19 protein-coding genes are annotated in these 19,265 nt (G+C 59.1%); 15 read left to right on the top strand and 4 right to left on the bottom strand.

Going from position 1 to position 19,265, the window contains the following annotated elements; translation table 11 throughout:
• Positions 1-44: 44 nt before the first annotated feature.
• Genes murA through WNY37_RS12805 form a run of 4 tightly spaced genes read left to right on the top strand, consistent with a single transcriptional unit; the run spans position 45 to position 3,580 of the window.
• A complete protein-coding gene (gene murA, locus WNY37_RS12820) occupies positions 45-1,325 on the top strand; it encodes a UDP-N-acetylglucosamine 1-carboxyvinyltransferase (RefSeq protein ID WP_342973781.1) in 1,281 nt (426 codons plus the stop codon).
• 14 nt (positions 1,326-1,339) lie between these two features.
• Positions 1,340-1,798 (top strand): DUF2948 family protein, encoded by a 459-nt coding sequence (locus WNY37_RS12815; protein ID WP_342973780.1) that lies wholly within the window; start codon positions 1,340-1,342, stop codon positions 1,796-1,798.
• Positions 1,798-3,105, top strand: coding sequence for a histidinol dehydrogenase (gene hisD / locus WNY37_RS12810; RefSeq protein WP_342973779.1), 1,308 nt, complete (start codon positions 1,798-1,800; stop codon positions 3,103-3,105). The genes WNY37_RS12815 and hisD overlap by 1 nt, the downstream gene beginning before the upstream one ends.
• The gene (locus WNY37_RS12805) at positions 3,098-3,580 is read left to right on the top strand and encodes a UPF0262 family protein (RefSeq protein WP_342973778.1); all 483 of its coding nucleotides are present in this window, start codon (positions 3,098-3,100) and stop codon (positions 3,578-3,580) included. Before hisD ends, WNY37_RS12805 begins: the two co-directional genes overlap by 8 nt.
• Here WNY37_RS12805 and WNY37_RS12800 read toward each other — a convergent pair.
• Positions 3,539-4,609: an HWE histidine kinase domain-containing protein gene (locus WNY37_RS12800; protein WP_342973777.1), complete on the bottom strand. Its 1,071-nt coding sequence runs from the start codon at positions 4,607-4,609 to the stop codon at positions 3,539-3,541. The two genes, WNY37_RS12805 and WNY37_RS12800, sit on opposite strands and share 42 nt — an antisense overlap.
• A 181-nt stretch (positions 4,610-4,790) precedes the next feature.
• Here WNY37_RS12800 and infA point away from each other — a divergent pair, with 181 nt between their 5' ends.
• Together infA and WNY37_RS12790 are read left to right on the top strand one after the other, a co-directional pair.
• Positions 4,791-5,009, top strand: coding sequence for a translation initiation factor IF-1 (infA, locus tag WNY37_RS12795; protein WP_084394245.1), 219 nt, complete (start codon positions 4,791-4,793; stop codon positions 5,007-5,009).
• 1 nt (position 5,010) lies between these two features.
• Entirely contained in the window at positions 5,011-5,592 is a 582-nt protein-coding gene (locus WNY37_RS12790; RefSeq protein WP_342973776.1) for a nucleoside triphosphate pyrophosphatase, read from the top strand.
• Here WNY37_RS12790 and WNY37_RS12785 read toward each other — a convergent pair.
• On the bottom strand, positions 5,589-6,446 hold the full coding sequence (locus WNY37_RS12785) for a hypothetical protein (RefSeq protein WP_342973775.1): 858 nt from the start codon (positions 6,444-6,446) through the stop codon (positions 5,589-5,591). The genes WNY37_RS12790 and WNY37_RS12785 overlap by 4 nt on opposite strands.
• Before the next feature lie 146 nt (positions 6,447-6,592).
• On the opposite strand from WNY37_RS12785, the gene WNY37_RS12780 reads away from it, so the two are divergent.
• From WNY37_RS12780 to WNY37_RS12750, 7 genes are all read left to right on the top strand, one after another.
• Entirely contained in the window at positions 6,593-7,315 is a 723-nt protein-coding gene (locus WNY37_RS12780) for a sulfur transferase domain-containing protein (protein WP_342973774.1), read from the top strand.
• 76 nt (positions 7,316-7,391) lie between these two features.
• The gene (locus WNY37_RS12775; RefSeq protein ID WP_342973773.1) at positions 7,392-7,700 is read left to right on the top strand and encodes a hypothetical protein; all 309 of its coding nucleotides are present in this window, start codon (positions 7,392-7,394) and stop codon (positions 7,698-7,700) included.
• 70 nt (positions 7,701-7,770) lie between these two features.
• On the top strand, positions 7,771-8,046 hold the full coding sequence (locus tag WNY37_RS12770; protein ID WP_342973772.1) for a hypothetical protein: 276 nt from the start codon (positions 7,771-7,773) through the stop codon (positions 8,044-8,046).
• Between the two features lie 6 nt (positions 8,047-8,052).
• Positions 8,053-8,424, top strand: a complete 372-nt coding sequence (locus WNY37_RS12765; protein WP_342973771.1) for a hypothetical protein — start codon at positions 8,053-8,055, stop codon at positions 8,422-8,424.
• A 117-nt stretch (positions 8,425-8,541) separates the two neighbouring features.
• On the top strand, positions 8,542-9,435 hold the full coding sequence (locus tag WNY37_RS12760; protein WP_342973770.1) for a hypothetical protein: 894 nt from the start codon (positions 8,542-8,544) through the stop codon (positions 9,433-9,435).
• Positions 9,436-9,473: 38 nt separating this feature from the next.
• Positions 9,474-10,442 (top strand): hypothetical protein, encoded by a 969-nt coding sequence (locus WNY37_RS12755; protein WP_342973769.1) that lies wholly within the window; start codon positions 9,474-9,476, stop codon positions 10,440-10,442.
• Positions 10,443-10,489: 47 nt separating this feature from the next.
• Positions 10,490-12,097 carry a hypothetical protein gene (locus WNY37_RS12750; protein ID WP_342973768.1) on the top strand — a complete coding sequence of 536 codons (1,608 nt, stop codon included), beginning with the start codon at positions 10,490-10,492 and terminating at the stop codon, positions 12,095-12,097.
• Positions 12,098-12,126: 29 nt separating this feature from the next.
• Here the strand turns inward: WNY37_RS12750 and uvrA are convergent, their stop codons facing one another.
• Positions 12,127-15,060 (bottom strand): excinuclease ABC subunit UvrA, encoded by a 2,934-nt coding sequence (uvrA, locus tag WNY37_RS12745; protein WP_342973767.1) that lies wholly within the window; start codon positions 15,058-15,060, stop codon positions 12,127-12,129.
• Positions 15,061-15,383: 323 nt separating this feature from the next.
• Here uvrA and WNY37_RS12740 point away from each other — a divergent pair, with 323 nt between their 5' ends.
• Positions 15,384-16,919, top strand: a complete 1,536-nt coding sequence (locus WNY37_RS12740) for an NAD(P)/FAD-dependent oxidoreductase (protein WP_342973766.1) — start codon at positions 15,384-15,386, stop codon at positions 16,917-16,919.
• Between the two features lie 7 nt (positions 16,920-16,926).
• On the opposite strand, the gene WNY37_RS12735 is transcribed toward WNY37_RS12740, so the two are convergent.
• Positions 16,927-18,531, bottom strand: a complete 1,605-nt coding sequence (locus WNY37_RS12735; protein WP_342973765.1) for a tetratricopeptide repeat protein — start codon at positions 18,529-18,531, stop codon at positions 16,927-16,929.
• Positions 18,532-18,766: 235 nt separating this feature from the next.
• Between WNY37_RS12735 and ssb the strand changes: the two genes are divergently transcribed.
• Positions 18,767-19,255: a single-stranded DNA-binding protein gene (gene ssb / locus WNY37_RS12730; RefSeq protein WP_342973764.1), complete on the top strand. Its 489-nt coding sequence runs from the start codon at positions 18,767-18,769 to the stop codon at positions 19,253-19,255.
• Positions 19,256-19,265 lie beyond the last annotated feature (10 nt).

Below are 19,265 nucleotides of genomic sequence, written 5' to 3'. Positions count from 1 at the left end.
TTCCCGCCTTTCCCGCGCCGTCAACCACACTATAAGAACTCCCCATGGACAGACTCAAAATCACCGGCGGTAAACCGCTTTCCGGGGAAATCCCGATCTCTGGCGCGAAGAACTCGGCGCTGAAGCTCATGGCGGCTGCGCTTCTGACGCCGGATCCGGTCACGCTGACCAATATGCCGAACCTGGCCGATACGCGGTTTCTTTCACAGCTGCTGGCGACGCTTGGGGTGGAGGTCTACTGGCCGAAGGGTGATTCGACCTGCCATCTGAATGCGGCTGAGCTCACCTCGACCATCGCGCCCTATGAGCAGGTGCGGAAGATGCGGGCGAGCTTCAATGTGCTCGGCCCGCTGCTCGCGCGCTATGGCCATGCGACCGTGTCCCTGCCGGGTGGCTGCGCGATTGGCGCGCGGCCTGTCGATCTGCACCTGAAGGCCTTCGAGGCGATGGGCGCGGACCTGCTGGTTGAAGAAGGCTATGTGAAGGCGGCGGCCATTCACGGGCTCAAAGGCGCACACATCGTATTTCCGTTCGTCTCGGTCGGCGCGACAGAGCATGCCATGCTGGCGGCGACGCTAGCCGATGGCGAAACGGTGCTGGAAAACGCCGCGCGTGAGCCGGAGATTGCCGATCTTGCTGACTGTCTGAACTCGATGGGCGCCAAAGTGTCCGGGGCCGGCACGGCGACGATCACGATTGAGGGCGTCGAGAAACTTCATGGAACGACCCATGCCGTCATGCCCGACCGCATTGAAGCGGGCACTTATGCCATGGTGGTTGCAGCAGCTGGCGGCGACGTCACGCTGACCAATGCGCCTGTCGCGGCGTTGAGCGCGGTGAACCATGCGCTTCGCAATGCCGGTGTGACCGTCGATACCGACAAGGATGCCAAAACGGTCCGCATTCAGCGCAATGGCTCCAGATTGAACGCTGTGAACATTGATACCGCGCCGCATCCGGGCTTTCCGACGGACATGCAGGCGCAGTTCATGTCGCTGATGTCCCTGGCCGATGGCACGTCGATCATTCGCGAGAATATCTTCGAGAACCGGTTCATGCATGCGCCGGAACTGTCGCGTCTTGGAGCGAATATTTCAGTGCGCGGACATGAGGCAATCGTGAAGGGCGTTGACGCGTTGAAAGGCGCGCCTGTCATGGCAACTGATCTGCGTGCGTCTGTCTCTCTTGTCATCGCCGCGCTGGCTGCCCAAGGTGAGACGGAAGTGAGCCGCATCTATCATCTGGATCGCGGTTTCGAGAGGCTGGAGCAAAAGCTGAATGCGGTCGGTGCTGATGTCCGCCGCGTGAGCGCTGAGGAAGAATAGGGGCTGGTAAGCCTATGGCAGAGTCGAGGCCGCTACGGCTGATCGCAGAGGATGCAGACGATCTCACCGTGATCTCGGCGAGCCTGCAGGATTCTGTCACCAAGGCGGAAAACCTGAAATTCGAGGCGCGCCGCCGACGCTTTACGATCGAGCTCAACCGGTTCCGGTGGGAAGAGTCGATCGGCAAGAAAAAGTCTGAACCGAAGACGAGAATCCGGTCGCTGCTGGCGATCGATGGTGTGCTGTCCGTGAAGACGCGCGGGATCACGAAATCTGACCCGGATATGGTCTACTCATTGCTGAGTGCGACGTTCACGCCGGATGCTGAAGCGCCGGGCGGCGTCGTTACGCTGATGTTTGCAGGCGATGGCGAACTGGCGCTGGAGGTCGAGGCGCTTGATGTGACGATGCTGGACAGCGATTATGAATGGACCACGCGCCACACCCCAAGCCATGAGCGGAGGAAGCGCTGATGGCTCGGTGGATCGATGCCACAGCTTCTGATTTCCGCATGGTCTTTCAGGCTTTTCTGAAAGAGCCGCGCGGCGCTGTCGACAATGTCGCCGAGACTGTGCGTGACGTCATCAGGGATGTGCGCGAACATGGCGGTGAGGCTGTCGCGCGCTACACGTCGAAATTCGACCGGCTGACGCTCGACCCATCGACGCTGCAGTCGGACAATGTCGACCTGCATGCGCTCGCGGCCGGATGTCCGGCAGAGTTGAAAGAGGCGATCGACTTCGCGGCCGCCCGCATCGCGGCCTATCACGAGAAACAGCGGCCGGACGATCACCAGTTCACCGACGATGCCGGTGTTGAACTGGGGTGGCGCTGGACCGCGCTTGATAGCGTGGGCGTGTATGTGCCGGGCGGTCTTGCCTCTTATCCAAGCTCGGTTCTGATGAATACGGTTCCGGCGAAGATCGCCGGTGTGAAGCGGGTCGTGATGACAGCGCCGGCGCCTGGCGGGCAGCTCTCGCCAGCCGTGGCCTATGCGGCATTGAAAGCGGGCGTGGATGAGTTCTATCCGATTGGCGGTGCCCAGGCTGTAGCAGCGCTGGCCTATGGAGCGGGGCATCTGGAGCCTGTCGACAAGATTGTCGGGCCGGGCAATGCCTATGTCGCTGAAGCAAAGCGGCAGGTTTTCGGCACGGTTGGCATCGATACGATTGCCGGGCCGTCGGAGATTCTGGTGATTGCGGATGAGACGGCAAACCCGGACTGGATTGCCGCCGATTTGCTGAGTCAATCCGAACATGACGCAAGTTCACAGTCGATTTTGATTACTGTGAACAAGGCTGTGGGTACGTCTGTGGATAACGCTGTGGAAAAGCAGTTGAAATCTTTGTCCACAGAATTGCGAGCGCGAGAGGCCTGGAACAGTCATGGTGCGATAATTTTAGCGCAGTCCCTCTCTCAAGCTGCTGAAATTGCTAATAAAATTGCCGCTGAGCATCTGGAGCTTGCGATTGAAGACCCTGACAGCTTGCTGCCTGAAATCCGGCATGCGGGAGCTGTGTTTTTAGGACACCACACCCCTGAGGCTTTGGGGGATTATGTTACCGGGTCTAACCATGTGCTGCCGACAAGCCGGGCCGCGCGGTTCAGCTCTGGTCTCGGTCTGTATGATTTTCTGAAGCGGATGAGTGTTCAGCGCGCCAGCGCCGATGGCTTCCGGGCCCTGGCGCCAGCCGCGTTGAAGCTGGCTGAAGCCGAAGGGCTGCCGGCCCATGCGCGATCGATTTCGATCCGGACAAATGAAGGCGGAGGTCATGGCTGACAATCGCCTCATCGCCGTCGAGATTGATGAAGAGACGCTGAGCAGCAGCGGCCCGGATGCCGAACATGAGCGCCGCGTCGCGATATTTGACCTCATCGAGGACAATAGTTTCGGCGTTATCGATCATGATGGCGGGCCATTCGTGCTTCATCTGTCGATGATGGAGCGGAAGCTCGTTTTCCAGATCAGGGAAGAAGACGGCACGCAGGTGCATACATTCATCCTGTCGGTTTCGCCTTTCAGGGGAATTATCCGCGACTATTTCATGATCTGCGAGAGTTATTACAGCGCGATCAAGACCCAGTCACCGCATCAGATCGAGGCGATCGATATGGCCCGGCGCGGCATTCACAATGAAGGATCGGAGCTGCTCGCCGAGCGACTGGAAGGTAAGATCGAGGTCGATTTCGATACCGCCCGGCGTCTGTTCACCCTAATTTGCGCGCTGCATGCGGGGCAGACCCGCGCGCCGTAGCCTGGAGCGTTTGAAGGGGTTGCGGGTTGCGATCGCCAGCGGAACGGATGTGCGCACCAGCAGGCCTTCATCGCGGTAGATGCGCTCGACCTCAATGGTCGGCATGAGCTCTGTGAGCTGGGTACCGAAGCCTTTGCTTTCAGGTTCGGTTATGCCCGACATACCTGTCTCCGCCCACTCGACGATCAGGGTCTGCGTTGAGCGTTCGGTCCACCAGGAAAGGCCGAGCCGGCCTTCGGGGCGGCTAAAACAGCCGTATTTTGCCGCATTGGTCGCCAGCTCATGAATGATCATCGAGGCGTCCTGGCTGGATTTCGGGCCGAGCAGGATATCCGGGCCTTTCATGCAGATGCGGTCCGATGGAACCCCGCCATATTGCTCTAGCTCATTTTTCATGATTTCGCTCAGCAACAGGCCGTTCCAGTCCTTGTGGCACAGTGCGGAATGAGTTCGGCTCATAGCCGTCAGGCGCGAATTGAATTGTTCACGAAATTCGTCGATGTCCGCGGCGCCCTGTCCGGCGAGCGAGGCGACAGCCTGAACCACCGAAAAGGTGTTTTTCACCCGGTGATCCATTTCTCGTGCGATCATCTCGTATTTCTGGCGCAATTCTTCGGCCGTCGTGATGTCATCGGCGTGCTGAATGATGTACGAGACTTTTCCGTGCGCGCCGTAATAGGGCGTCTGGACACACTGCCAGCATTTCTCACTTGTTGAGCCATCCGCATGGGTGAACTGAAAATACTGTCGGTCTAGCAGTGTGACTTTACCTTCAAGCGTCTTCAGAAAGCGCTCTTTCACCGCGTTGACGCGCTTCTCATCTTCCGGGAAACAATCGAAAATGTACTGGCCGAGAACGTCATCGAGGCTGCGTTCAACATAGTTCAGATAGGCCGGATTAGCGTAGACAATGTGCAAATCCCGATCCATCACCATGTAGGCTGACGGGATATTGTCCAGAATGTTGCGGAAATTGATGTAGACTGCCTCAGCGGGAAGTCCCTGGTGTGTCGACAACGTTTCAAGCATTCACGTAAAATCCCATTATGTCCCGGCAATTTGTAGTTAAAAATCGTATCCAAGCCGTTATCGTTACTGCAGAAACCATCCAATCTGGTGTTAACGGCTTGCTCTTATAGGTGACGAAAGATACGAACCGCTCCTATATACGGTCTGCGGAAACGATTCCGCGGCCAATCCAGGAGTGCCAATGGCAAAAGAAGAACTAATCGAGTTCAACGGAACGATTATGGAATTGCTTCCAAACGCGACGTTTCGTGTGAAGCTTGAAAATGATCACGAGATTATCGGCTATACGGCCGGTAAGATGCGCAAGAACCGCATCCGTATTCTGACGGGCGATAAAGTCCTCGTCGAAATGACCCCTTACGATCTGACCAAGGGCCGGATCACGTACCGCTTCAAATAAAGTGGTTGATACGCGCGCGCCTCTGGTGCTGGCGAGCGCGAGCCCGCGGCGACTTCAATTGCTGAAGCTGGCAGACATCGTGCCGGATGACGTTGCGCCCGCCGACATCGACGAAACACCTCTCAAAAACGAAACGCCGAGGGAGCTGGCCGAGCGGCTGGCTCGCGAGAAGGTGCTTGCCGTGCACAAGGCCGGTCAGTTCACGCTGGGCGGCGATACGGTCGTGGCCATGGGGCGGCGCATGCTGCCCAAGGCCGAGAGCGATGAGGAGGTCGCCGAGTGTCTCACCCTGCTATCAGGCCGCGCGCACCAAGTGCTGACTGGCATCAGCGTCATGGCGCCGGATGGGCGACAGTCTGTTCGTGTGGTCACGGCGCGGGTGGTGTTGAAACGGCTGACCGATAGGGACGTGTCGCGCTATGTCGCCTGCAAGGACGGGATCGGCAAGGCCGGCGGCTACGCCATACAGGGGCCAGCCGCGGCACTGATCAAGAGTATCAACGGTTCCTACACAGCGATTGTCGGCCTGCCGCTCTACGATGCGGTGTCCATGCTTGAGGGGATGGGCTATCAGCGCGACTAGTCGCGGTAGACGTCGGATCCCGAACCGACCGACGCGCCGGAAATGGTCAGCGGGGCCGTGTAGGTCTTGATCGGCATGACACCGCCAGACGCTTGCGGCGCGAATATATTCTCGAACGAGACGGTGACTTTCGGCTTGCCCGGCAAGTCCCCAGGCACTCGCGCCTGGAATTCACGCTCGCCGCCATCCAGGACGACCAGGTTTGAGATCGGGATGCTGACGCTGTCGCCGTCGCCCTCGATGAGCACGTTGCCCTCAAGGCGGGCATGGGCATTGCCCGTATTTTCGATCATCAGGTCGATGACCTGTTTGCCGTTGGGCGAGATCGAGAGGCGTGCATCGCGCACTGCCGGTTCGCTCATTGCGGGATCGGCGGTGAGGTAGAACAGGGTTGCGACCTCGTACTTCCTCCAGACGCCGGATTGCCTGGTTCGGGTGTCGGGCAGAATGGTCGATGCCAGCAGGGCGAAACGGAAGTCTCCGGACCGCTCAAGCCGTGGTGGGGTGATGATATCGACAATAACCTGCTGGGTTTCGCCCGGTTTGAGCGTCACGAAAGCCGGGCTGAAGCGCGCCCATTCGGATGCGGACTCTTCGCGTTCTCCCGGCGGAGCCAGCTGGATCTGGCCATCGCGGTCCAGCGTCCAGTCGGCGAGGCCGAGCGTGAGTGACATCGTCTTTTCCGGGTTCACATTCGCGATGCTGATCACCTGGCGCTGGCGGGTGCCTGGCTCGGCGTCCATTTCGACGCTGGTCGGTTGCAGGCCGATCCCGAGCGCATGCGCGATTGGGGCGACCATAAGCGTTGCCGCGATAGACGCGAGACAGGCGCGCGAAACGGGCAGGAAGGCCATCGTGAAGATCCGTAAACGGCTAAGCTGATTGCTCGAGAGTCAGGCTATTCAAACGAGGTTACCGGTTTGTTTAGGCAAGCTGTGTTCAACAAGACGTGTGAGGGGCGCTGCTTGCCTCACGGGACCCGCTTCGATAGGCGCTCTATATGACTGAAAACGACGCGAAACCCACGCCCAAGAAGCGAAAAAAGAAAAAGACGCCCCACATCGCAGCTGATCTTGGCGATCCGAAGGGCCGCCAGCGCGCCGAGCGGGAACTCGTCCTCGGTGACCACGGTTTCCTGCGCGAGAGCTTTCAGAACCTGCATCAGATCAGCCCGGAAATGTGGCGCGCGAACCAGCCCAATCCTCGTCAGGTGCGCGAGCATGCCCGGCTGCGCGGTATCCGGACAATCGTGAACCTGCGCGGTGAGAGCACGAAGGGATATTACCTGCTGGAGAAAGAGGCCTGCGAAGCCGAGGGCGTTGCGCTCGTCGATTTTCAGGTCTTCTCCCGGGACACGCCAAAGGTGGAAACGATCAATGCCGCCAAGGCGCTGTTTGATACGATCGAGTATCCGGCTCTGATGCACTGCAAGTCTGGCGCGGACCGGGCAGGCCTGATGAGCGCGCTTTACATGATCTTCCGGCAGGAGATGCCGGTGTCGAAGGCGCTTGAGCAGCTGTCAGGAAAATACCTGCATGTGAAGTCCGGCAAGACCGGCATGCTGGACGCCTTCTTCGAGGCCTATATCGCCGAGACTACGGATGAGCCAAAGCCGTTCATTGACTGGGTGAACGAGGACTATGACCCGGCCAGGGTGAAGGCGGATTTCCTGAAGACATTTGGCAACAGGTTCCAGCTGGATCGCCTTTTGCGCCGTGAATGAGCCGTTTTTTACTGGTCAGCCCGGGAAAATCGTGAAAACTTCGCCTCAGCAACCGAATGAGGAAGGGGTTTGCCTAATGAGAAGTTTTGTTTTTGCGTCAGCAGCCTTGTTTGGCCTGGCCGCCTGTGGCGGCGGCGGCGGTAGCAATCGTGAAGCGCTTGTCAGTGCCTGTCTCGACGATGGGTCAACCGACAAGGAAACCTGCGAGTGCATGGCAGATTCGGCTGAAAAAAATCTCAGCGATGATCTCTATGGCAAGCTCGCCAAAGCCGCCAAGGAAGGCGAAGAATCTGCAAATGCCATGATGGAAGACCTCTCGCCAGAAGAGCAGGGTCAATTCATGTCGTTCGCGATGCAAGCCGCGATGACGTGCGGCGCAACCTGAGCTAAGCTACTTCGGGAAGGTCGGCTTGATCGTGGGACCGGCCTCCCACCTTGGTTGAAAGGGGACACAAATGAAGTTCTTTATCATCAACAGTTTCCGCACGATGGTTTACGTCGCTTATGTCGCGATCATCGTCGCCGGTATCCTGATGGGCGTGTACCAGGAGGGGGCGTTTGCGGGCGACCTCCTGGGACTGGAAGGAACGCCGGCACGCGCGCTTGAAATCGCGGTCGGCGCAGCCGTTGGCTGGATCGCAGCGAGCCTCGTCTGCGGCCTGATCGTGACCCTGCTCGACATCCGCGACGATATCAATGATCGTCTGCCTGACGCCCGGCGCGACGATTAAGTCGTGATGAGGGACGCGAATAAAAGACCGCCGCGCGAGAGTGCGGCGGTCATTCTATTGGTCGTGGGTGTGATGGCTGTCGTGACCGGCGGATGCGAGCAAGCCGCGCCCGCCGGCGAGAGCGAGTTCGTCGAGGCATGCGTGCGAACGGACATGCCCGCTAACCTCTGCAGTTGTATGGACGAAGAGGCGCAGAGCTCGCTGGACGAGAGCCTCTATAGCGAGTTGGTCACCGCCGCGCAGTCTGCTGCCGATGCGCGCGAGGCCGGCTCCGAAGACGGTATGATGGACCATCTGCCTGAAGATCTGTCGGAAGAGGATAGTTCGACCCTGGTTCGCTTCGTGATGAGCGTGCGTGGCCGCTGTTTGCCTGAGTGAGGCTCGCGTCCGACTGACGCAGCGGGGTTTAAAAACGTCAGGCGTCGAGGCAAGACATTTTTGCCTGGCCGGAAGGATGGTCAGGCCCGATGGATTCCGCGAAGGACAGGCAGGGATATGACGGCAGCATCTTCCATGCGGTTCGATACTGTGGCCCGCGATGCCTTTGCAATGGCGCGGCGCGTGATGCTGCCGACGGCGCCAGCGCTTCTCCTGTTCGCCGTGGCGGTGGGGATTCAGAGTTATTTCAACACGATCGCCAATCATGGCGGGCAATTGGTCTTCCTGTGGATGACGACAGGCCTGATCACGATTTTTGTGGGCTGCTTCTGGTCAGCCGACATGTATCGCCGGATCCTGCCTGAAGCCGGTACGCGCTCGGTTATCTCCGATGCGATCCGACTGTTCCTGGCCAATCTGGCTATATATGGGCTCTACTTCGTCCTGCTCTTCCTGCTGACGCTCTTCTTCTCGATCTTTGCGGGCGTCTTGATTGGCAGCACGGGCTACGATCCATCCGAAACGCTGGATTCCTCGCAGGCCGTCTGGGAATCGATCCGGGCGCTTTCCTCGTCTGGCGGCGCTGTGGTCCTGTACCTGCTGCTGCTCCTGGCGGCGGCCGGGCTCGTCTGGCTGGGCCTTCGGCTGTTCCTGTTTGGCGTTGCGACCGTGGCCGAACGTGACCTGACCATCTTCAGGAGCTGGCCGTGGACGTCGAAACATGTGTCGCGCATTGCGCTCCTCTGGGTTTTCCTGCAGCTGATCCCCTGGCTGGTGCTGACGCTGGTCGCCACGGGCGTGATGTACGCGATGGGTTTTGAAGCGGTCTTTTCTTTCTACACCGGGGCCGCGGAAGACGCCGAGATGAGCCAGTCAGTAATGAGAGCCGTGGCGACAGGCCTTGCGACGCTGGTGACGGCACCGTTCTACTGGCTGGGCCATGGCCTGGCGGCGGCGCTTTATCAACGCCTCGCTCCGAATAGAGTTGACGCCGACACGACATTCGGCTGATCTGGCTCTGGCGCATACAATCTGGGGACGTTCGCGCCATGGAAAATCGATTCAGTTTCAGCAATGCCTTCCTGCACTTTGCGCGAGCGAATGGTCCGCGCGGCTTTGTGTGGCAGTACCTCCTGGCCTATGCGCTGGGGGCTGTGCTGCTGGCGGCGGTCGGTTACATGCTGTTTCGCCCGCTCTTCAATATCTGGTTCGACGTCTTCATTGATGTGGCGTCCGGCGGCAGCGAAGCGGAGATGGAACGCCGATTCGTGCGGCGAATCACCGAAATCGTCGGCTGGCTGGTATTCTCCTATGTCGCGATGATTGTGCTGACGATCCTCCTCTGGTCCGTCTTCGAGGCCGCGATCCAGCGCCGCTATGTGCGAGAAGAAGGCTTTCGGGTCAGGCTTGGCGCAGATGAGTTTCGCCTGATCGCGGTCGGCTTCATCTGGGCGGCGTTTACGGTCATTGGTCAGTTCGTCACCATGATTGTCACGGCGATGATCGCCAGCCCTATCGTGAATGTGGTGGACAATGAAGCGGGCGGTGCGCTGGTGATTGTGGCCGGCTTTTTCCTGTTCGGATTCGCCTGGCTGTGGATCGCAGTGCGTCTGTCCCCGGCCTCCGCCATGACGATCCGTGACGGGCGCATCACCTTCTTTGGCGCATGGGGCGCAACAAGAGGCCGGTTCTGGTCCCTGCTCGGGGCCTATATCGTTCTGATGATCGTCATCTGGATCGCGTTCTACGCGATCTGGACTGTCATTGGAGCAGCCGTGATTGCCATGCTGACCAATCAGATCGCCGCGCTGGAGCAGGCGGCGAGCGAGAACAACCCTTTGAAGCTTTTCACGCTGGTCATGTCGTTCGACGTGCTGGGGCCGATGACCATGGCCTTCCTGACCGGTCTGCTGTCGCAGGGCTTCTTCATCTATATGTGGGCCGGACCCGCTGCCCTCGCGGCCAAGACCGACCCGCGCGGCGGCGGTGTCGCGCAAGCGCCGGATGTGTTTGCGTGAGGGGCAAATCCACTTAAGATCGATTGCGTTGGCAATTGTCCGGCGGAATGATCCGGGATAACCCTTTGGGGGGCTATGCTCCAGTCTTGGAATCGTTACTCAATGCCAGAGACTTAGGACGCGGAACCAGCGGGCTCCGTCGTAGTCCATTGCAGGAGTTGTCGTTGTTTTCAGCATTCACCCGCTTTTTCGCGATGCTAGGCATCGGTCTGGCGCTCGGCTTTTCTGCAAGCGCGCAATCCACGAATTCCATCGACAGTCCGACTTGTATGCTCAGTAGCGAAACCTCGTTTCTCGATAGTGGAACAAACCGGAATTATTACTCCCATGAGCTCTATATCTGGACCTGGTATGCCTACGGACTCGAAGGTGCTTCCGACTTCCCACGATGGAACAACTGGCAATACGCATTTTCAAGCTGCTTCGAAAAAGAAGCCAATGGGAAATGCGGATGGAAGCCACATCGAAAGACTGTCAAAGAACTTAATCGAAACCGAACTGACAATCGGAATAAAAACCCGCTTAAAAAGGTTTTCACCGACAGGCCTCCACCTGAGGCTGTTAAATTTGCGATGCGAAGCCTTGGGACCTGCTTCGGGGATGATCCTGCTCTACCGACGCTCGCCGACGTGGGGCTCGTTGAGGGCGATTTCGACATGGATGCGTGTTTTGATCTCGCCCGTGCCATTCAGAACTACGAGTATTATCCTCAAGGGCTGCCGCCTGAGATCGTGAACTACGAGACCTGGGCAAAAGCCTTGGAGCATTATCTGACGCCCTGGGGCGAGGAGACGCCGGTAAAAGCCTGCGCGGTTGTACCTGAACCAGGGCTCGCGTTTCTTCTGGCCTATCCCGAACGCCAGGAGCAGAAGCGTCAGGCCGACGAGCAGGCACGGATTGCTTATGCAAACCGGCCGATTGCAGAAAGAATCAAAGGTCTGGACGCCTATCGTATGGCCTATAGCCTCGTTTACCGGACCAAATCCGGTGAACATTCACCGACCCGTCCATTGCCGGATGGGGCAATTGAGTGGTCGGACGATTATTATACGAAAGTTCGAAACGGCGAAGCGGAGCCAGAAATTCCAGATGCCGTTTCTGTCTGGGCTGTGGAACAGCCCCTCGACAAGTTTGAGCCGGTCGAAGATCCATTTGAGGCACGCAGGCGCCTTTCCCCGCGAGAAATTGATGGCGATGTTTGGGGAAACTACGTCGAAAGCCGGATGGCCAAGATGGCGCCGAACGAACAGCTCGTCTCCCTCGTCGACGTAGACAGCTGCGCCACACTGATGGGCGTCGTACGAAGCGACCTCCGGAACGGGATCTCGCGTCCGTCGACGCCGGGAGAGGTCGAATATTACCGGCTTGTGCGAGCAGCGCCGGACGGCATGACCTGGGATTTGTGCAGTGCCACACCGTCAGGCATCTTCCTGAGCGCTAAAAAGCGCTATGAAGAGAAGCTGAGAAAAGAAGCCTATGCAGCTGCCAATCCGGCTCCACCGAGCGAGTGGGACCAGATCCTTCAGGGGCTCAGTGACTATGCCAACACGCCGAATAGCTCCAGCAATTCGCCGACCAGCCGCCCGACCACGCGCTGCTACAATACAGGCACGACGGAATCCGGCCAGACAGAGCGGGTCTGCTTCTCCAATTGAGGAAGCGGCACATAGTGAGCGGTGTGGGGTTATTCAGCCGCCTGCTTTTCCTTTGCCTTTGACGCCTTGCGCTTGACCTTGTTGCGGGCGGCGCGGCGTTCGTCCTGGCGGCGGAAGGTTTCGGCGAGGAATCGGCCGGTCCAGCTGTCCTCGACGGCAGCGACGTCTTCAGGCGTGCCGGTCGCGACGATCTTGCCGCCGCCATCGCCGCCCTCAGGGCCGATATCGATGAGGTGGTCTGCCGTCTTGATGACGTCGAGATTGTGCTCGATCACGACGACGGTATTGCCTGTATCGACCAGTTCATGCAGCACTTCGAGCAGCTTGCGGACGTCCTCAAAATGGAGGCCCGTGGTCGGCTCATCAAGGATGTAGAGCGTCTTGCCGGTGGCGCGTTTGGATAGCTCCTTGGCGAGCTTCACACGCTGGGCTTCACCGCCCGATAGCGTCGTCGCCTGCTGGCCAACCTTTACGTAGGAGAGGCCGACGCGGTTCAGCGTTTCCATCTTTGACTGGATGGCGGGCACGGCGGAGAAGAATTTCTCGGCTTCCTCGACCGTCATGTCCAGCACGTCGGCGATGGATTTGCCCTTGTAGAGGACTTCCAGCGTCTCGCGATTGTAACGCTTGCCGTTACAGGTCTCACAGGTGACGTAGACATCGGGCAGGAAGTGCATCTCGATCTTGATGACGCCGTCGCCCTGGCAGGCTTCGCAGCGCCCGCCTTTGACATTGAACGAGAAACGGCCGGGCTTGTAGCCGCGGGCTTTCGCTTCTGGCAGGCCGGCGAACCAGTCCCGGATTGGGCCGAAGGCGCCGGTATAGGTCGCCGGGTTGGAGCGCGGCGTGCGGCCGATCGGCGACTGGTCGATATCGATGACCTTGTCGAGATGATTGAGGCCCTGAATGCTCTCATAGGGGGCCGGAGCGGCTGACGCGCCATTCAGCTTTCGGGCGAGGGCCTTGTAGAGCGTCTCGATGATCAGGGTGGACTTGCCGCCGCCGGAGACGCCGGTGATGGCGGTGAACGTGCCGAGCGGCACCGTGGCGTCAACATTCTTGAGATTGTTGCCGGTTGCCCCCTTGATGGTGAGCGCGCGGGTCTTCTTTGACAGGCGGCGCTTCGGCGGGATGGCGATCTCTTCCTTGCCGGAGAGGAATGCACCCGTCAGGCTATCCGGATGGGCGATGACTTCTTCCGGTGTGCCCTCGGCAATGATCTCTCCGCCATGAACACCAGCGCGCGGGCCCATATCGATGACATGGTCGGCTGTGAGGATCGCGTCCTCATCGTGCTCGACGACGAGGACCGAATTGCCGAGATCGCGCAGGCGCTTCAGCGTTTCCAGAAGGCGTTCATTGTCGCGCTGATGGAGGCCGATGGAGGGTTCGTCGAGGACGTAGAGCACGCCCTGAAGGCCGGAGCCGATCTGGCTCGCGAGGCGGATGCGCTGGCTTTCACCGCCGGAAAGGGTGCCGGAGGCGCGCGACAGGGAGAGGTATTCAAGACCAACCGCGTTGAGGAAGATCAGCCGATCATTGATCTCTTTCAGGATGCGGCTCGCGATTTCCTTGTGCTGGTCGGAGAGCGTGGCTTCGACCTGGCCGAACCAGTTGCCGGCTTCCTTGATGGAGAATTCGGCGCTGTCGGAGATGTCGAGGCCGTCAATCTTGACCGCCAGGGCTTCGGGCTTGAGGCGCTTGCCATTACAGGCCGGGCAGGGGGCGGCTGACTGGAATTTGGCGATCTCGTCGCGCGACCACTGGCTTTCGGTTTCGCGATAGCGGCGGTTGAGGTTCGGGATGACGCCTTCAAAGGTCTTTTTCACTTCGTAGCGGCGCAGGCCGTCATCATAGACGAAGTCGATTTCTTCGTCGCCCGTGCCGTTGAGAATGATGTCGCGCACATCCTCGGAGAGCTTGTTCCAGGGCGTGTCGAGGTCAAAGTCGTAATGGTCGGCCAGGGCCTGTAGTGTCTGCGTCTGATACGGCGAAGACGAGCGCGCCCATGGGGCGATGGCGCCTTTGGCGAGGGTCAGATCCTTGTCGGGCACGACGAGTTGCGGATCGACCTTTGACTGCTCGCCCAGGCCATCACAGGTCGGGCAGGCCCCGAACGGGTTGTTGAACGAGAAGAGGCGCGGCTCGATTTCGGGAATGGTGAAACCGGAAACCGGGCAGGCGAAATTGGCCGAATAGGTGATGCGTTTCGCTTCGGTCTCGCCGTCTTCAATGTCGGCATATTCCAGCACGGCGATGCCGTTGGCGAGGCCGAGGGCGGTCTCGAAGCTCTCGGCGAGGCGCTGCTCCATGCCCTCGCGGATGACGATCCGGTCAACGACCACGTCGATGTCGTGCTTGAACTTCTTGTCGAGCGTCGGCGGGCTTTCGAGGTCATGGAATTCGCCATCAACCTTCACGCGCTGGAAGCCGTTCTTGAGCAACTCGGCAAACTCTTTCCTGTATTCGCCCTTGCGGCCGCGGATCATCGGCGCGAGCAGGTAGAGGCGGGTCTTTTCGGGCAGGTCCATGGTCCGGTCGACCATTTCGGAGACGGTCTGGCTCTGGATGGGCAGGCCGGTGGCCGGCGAATAGGGAATGCCGACGCGTGCCCAGAGGAGGCGCATATAGTCGTAAATCTCGGTGACGGTGCCGACCGTCGAGCGCGGGTTCCGGCTGGTCGTCTTCTGCTCAATGGAGATGGCTGGCGAGAGGCCTTCAATGCTTTCCACATCCGGCTTCTGCATCAGCTCAAGGAATTGCCGCGCATAGGCCGAGAGGCTCTCGACGTAACGCCGCTGTCCCTCGGCATAGATCGTGTCGAAGGCGAGCGAGGATTTGCCCGAGCCGGACAGGCCGGTGATCACGACCAGCTTGTCGCGCGGGATATCGACGTCGACATTCTTCAGATTGTGTTCTTTCGCGCCGCGCACGCGGATCATGCGAAGGTCCGGGGAGGTCATCAGCAATCGCCCTTGATGAGGTCTTCTTGGTGTTCAATCATATGTGTGCCCGGAGTCCAGCGCGGCGACAAGAACAAAAAAAGAACAGAGTGCGCGAGCACCCGCATTGTAGCGCGCATGGTCCAGTCAGCCTCTAAATTTGGCGCAATTGGAGGCGCCATCAAGGCCGTGAATGCAGGTGGCCGCCGCCAAGATTCGTGCTGTGCGGACCGAAAACGTCCTGAGCCGCGAATTGTACAGCCTCACATACACCTTCCAGTTGACTTAGCTTTTCAGAGCCCGGACGGTCTGAAAAGGTGGGGTTTGAGCGCTTGAGGACCGGCATGAGCGATACACCAGACCATTTCGATATACTGATCGTCGGCGCGGGCCTGTCGGGCGTTGGCGCGGCGGTCACCCTCAAGCGCAAGTTTCCAGGCAAGAGCTTCGCCATCCTTGAGCAGCGCGAGCGCGTTGGCGGGACGTGGGACCTCTTCCGGTATCCGGGCGTGCGTTGCGACAGCGACATGTACACGCTCGGTTATCGCTTCAAACCGTGGGGCGGCAAGGAAGCCATCGCCGACGGCGACAAGATCCGCGACTATATCGAGGAAGCGGCACGCGAAAACGAGATCCTTCCGCTGATCCGGTTCGGTCACAAATTGCTGTCTGCGGACTGGTCCACCGAAGAGGCAAAGTGGACGCTGAAGTCCGAGAAGGTCGGAACCGGAGAAGAGGTGACGCTGACCGGTACGATGGTCGTCTTCTGCAGCGGCTATTACCGATATGATCGCGGCAACGACCCGAAGTTTGATGGCAAGGATGAGTTTGAGGGAACCATCGCGCATCCGCAATTCTGGCCAGACGATCTCGACTATGAGGGCAAGCGCGTCGTCGTGATCGGTTCGGGGGCGACGGCGATCACGCTGGTCCCGACGCTTGCCGAAAAGGCGGCCCATACAACCATGTTGCAGCGCTCGCCAGCTTATGTGGTGACGCGCCCCAGTGTGGATCCGATGTCAAAGCGGCTTCGCTTCCTGCCGAAGAAGGTGGGCCACAAGCTGACGCGTTGGAAAGCGCTGGTCATGCAGCAGATCATCTATGGCATGTCGCGCCGCCGACCGGACCGCGTGAAGAAGCTGATCGACAAATGGACCCGCAAGGAACTGGGTCCCGACTATGACTATGAGACCCATTTCACGCCGCGCTACAACCCATGGGATGAGCGCATCTGCGTGTCGAAGGATGGCGACTTCTTCGAGGCTATTCGCCAGGGCAAGGCCGAGATGGTCACCGATGCGGTCGAGCGGTTCACGAAGACCGGTATCAAGCTGGAAAGCGGACGGGAGATCGAGGCGGATATCATCGTCACCGCGACGGGGCTTGAGCTTGTCTCTTTCGGCGGGGCCGACGTGCGGCTCGATGGTGCGTCGATCGAGCCGTCGGACCTGATCAGCTATCGGTCCATTCTTTTTGCAGGCCTGCCGAATGCGGCGGTTGTCTTCGGTTATGCCGGCGCCAGCTGGACATTGAAGCTTGAGCTGGGCGTTCGGTATCTCTGCCGCCTGATCAGTCATATGGACCGCGTCGGAAAGCAGGTTTTCCTGCCGGTTGGCGTGGACGACTATGGGCACAAGAAGATGCTGCTCGACCTGACGGCCGGTTATGTGAAACGTGGCTCTAAATGGATCCCGCGCCAGGGCGAAGAGAAGCCGTGGGACAATCCGCAGAACTATTTCGTCGACTATCGGCGGCTGCTGATCGAGCCGGTTGATGACGATGTGCTCGCCTTGCGCGAGGCGGGCGAGCCATTGCCTGAGCTCCTCCGGTCCGCTCCGGTGCAAGACCAGACCGCCCCGTCTGAACTTTCAGACGCCTGACGCAGGCTCAGTTCAAGCAGCCCTTTTCGCGTAGCCATGTTTCCAGAGAGGATGTTTCGAGGCCGAGTTCGCGATCGAGCTTCAATTTGCGTAGGCCGAATTCGCAAGCGCGCTCCTTTTGGCCGAGCTTGTCGAAGACCCTTCTAAGGTTCTCCAGAAGGAGCGATTGGCCCTTGCGGTCAGAGGTGTCCTGACAGAGGCTCAACGATTTCTCGAAATTCATTGCGGCGCTGTCCAGGTCACCCGCCTTTTCGTCCAGAAGGCCCAGGCCATTGAGAACGTCTGCCGATAGGCTTAGCTGACCGAAGTCTTCGCTGAGGGCCAAGGCCCGGGCATAGTGTTCGCGGGCCTGGTCTGGTTCACCTCTTCCGGCGTAGGCTGCCCCGACAACTTCGTGAAGGCGAGGCAAGGCTACCTTATTCCCAATTTCCGTATGAAGTTTAAGGGCTGCGCGGCCGTTTCGGATCGCCTGAAGGTAGTTTTTATTGCTTAGAAGGAACCGGCTGAACGACTCTAGCTGGTCGGCTTCCGACCGTGTGTTCCCGATCTCCCTGCTCAGCTGCAGGGCATTGCGGTGGTGACTTTCCGCTTCGGTCTGCTTGCCGAGCGATTCGCAGACAATGGCGAGTATATCGCGGCCATCTATTTTTTGCTCGGGATCAGAAAGCCCGCTGACGATAGCCCGGGCGGCCCTATAGTGTGTTTCTGCCAGTGATGGCTGCCCCTGAAGGCGCGCGAATTCGGCCAGCAATGCTACGCAATCGAGCTCCGAGATTGGATCTTTGAATTCGTGAAACAGGCTTCTGGCGCGTTCAACAAAATCTCTAGCTTCATCGATATTGTGTTGATGTTCGGCAATATAGCCGAGCTCGAGTAGCACGTGTGCTCTCTGTTCACGGGTGGTCTCTGACGCAGCAAGAAGGTCGGTAAACAGCGCCTTCGCCTCTTCAGTGCGTCCGATATTGCCGTAGACCCTTGCAAGCTCATACCGGATTCCCGGATCGCTGGGGTCCATCTTCCTGGCTTCCTCGAGTGCCCGCATGGCTATGCGCGGAGCATTGAGCCGGGCAACGTGTGCAATACGTATCCAAAGATCGATGTCGTTGCGCTTTTCGGCTTCTCGGATGAGCGTGTAGAAACCGGACTCATCTCCTTGAAGCGCAATCTCGATGGCCTGTTCAAACGTTTCGCCGGTGCTCGCTATGTCGAAGACAGCGGCCTTGGCCTTTGCGATATCCTCCTTGTCTGCAGGGCCGCTGCCTGAAGCGGAGCCGGCCTCTGCGCGAGCGACATAGGCCTTGAACTGACGATCCAGTTTCTCATGCATGTCACGAACCAGGCCGGTCTGCTCAGTGGATTGCTCCATTAATGCATCCACCTGGCGCTTCAGAGCGTCGCGTTCTGCTTCGGCGCGCTCGGCGCGCGCGACGGTTTCCGCCTTTTCACGTCGCCTCGCCTCAGCGCCGGCGACCCACACAACAAACTGGATGATCGCGATACCGGTACCGATCAGCGTAGCGATATCGAAAGCGCTGGCATCTTTTAGCCAATCGCTGACAAATGGAATCGAGATCGCCGCAATGTTCATTACGGTCGTGGGTATTTCGATCATGTGCGTGAATCGTCCCTGCAAGTCCCTGAGAATCTGCTGGCGAGCTTAATTGCCGGGGCCGAGTTGACAACTGCCGGATGGTCTCGCTAAAGAAACAAAACAAGAACAAACGGGGTGATTGAAAGTCAGTTCATGGCGCGCCTTGTGAAATTGTGGGACCGAAGGGCGACAGGCGGTGGATCTCGTATTACAGGGTGAAACAGACGATTCGAAGACGAAATGAATGGAGCGCGACATGGCAGGTTCGGTGAACAAGGTCATTCTGATTGGCAATCTCGGCGCGGATCCTGAGGTCCGCCAGTTCCAGAATGGCGGCCAGGTCTGCAATTTGCGGATCGCAACGTCAGAGACCTGGAAGGACAAGAATACAGGCGAGCGCCGTGAGAAGACCGAGTGGCACCAGGTCGCCATCTTCTCCGAAGGCCTTGTCCGGATTGCCCAGAACTATCTGAAGAAGGGCTCCAAGGTCTATGTTGAGGGCAAGCTGCAGACCCGCAAATGGCAGGACCAGAATGGCAATGACCGCTATTCAACCGAAGTCGTGCTGCAAGGCTTTGATGGCACGCTGACCATGCTCGACAGCGCTGGCGGCGGTCAGGGCGGCGGCGGTGGCCGTTCGGGTGGTGGCTTCGGCGGTGGTGGTGGCGGCGGTGGTCCGCGTCAGCTGGATGGCCCGCCGCAGGATTTCGGAAATCAGGATTTCGAAGACGAAATTCCGTTCTAGACTCTTCACA

This window comes from Henriciella sp. AS95 (genome assembly GCF_038900055.1).
GTDB lineage: Bacteria > Pseudomonadota > Alphaproteobacteria > Caulobacterales > Hyphomonadaceae > Henriciella.
This window is presented reverse-complemented; position numbering and strand designations above follow the sequence as displayed.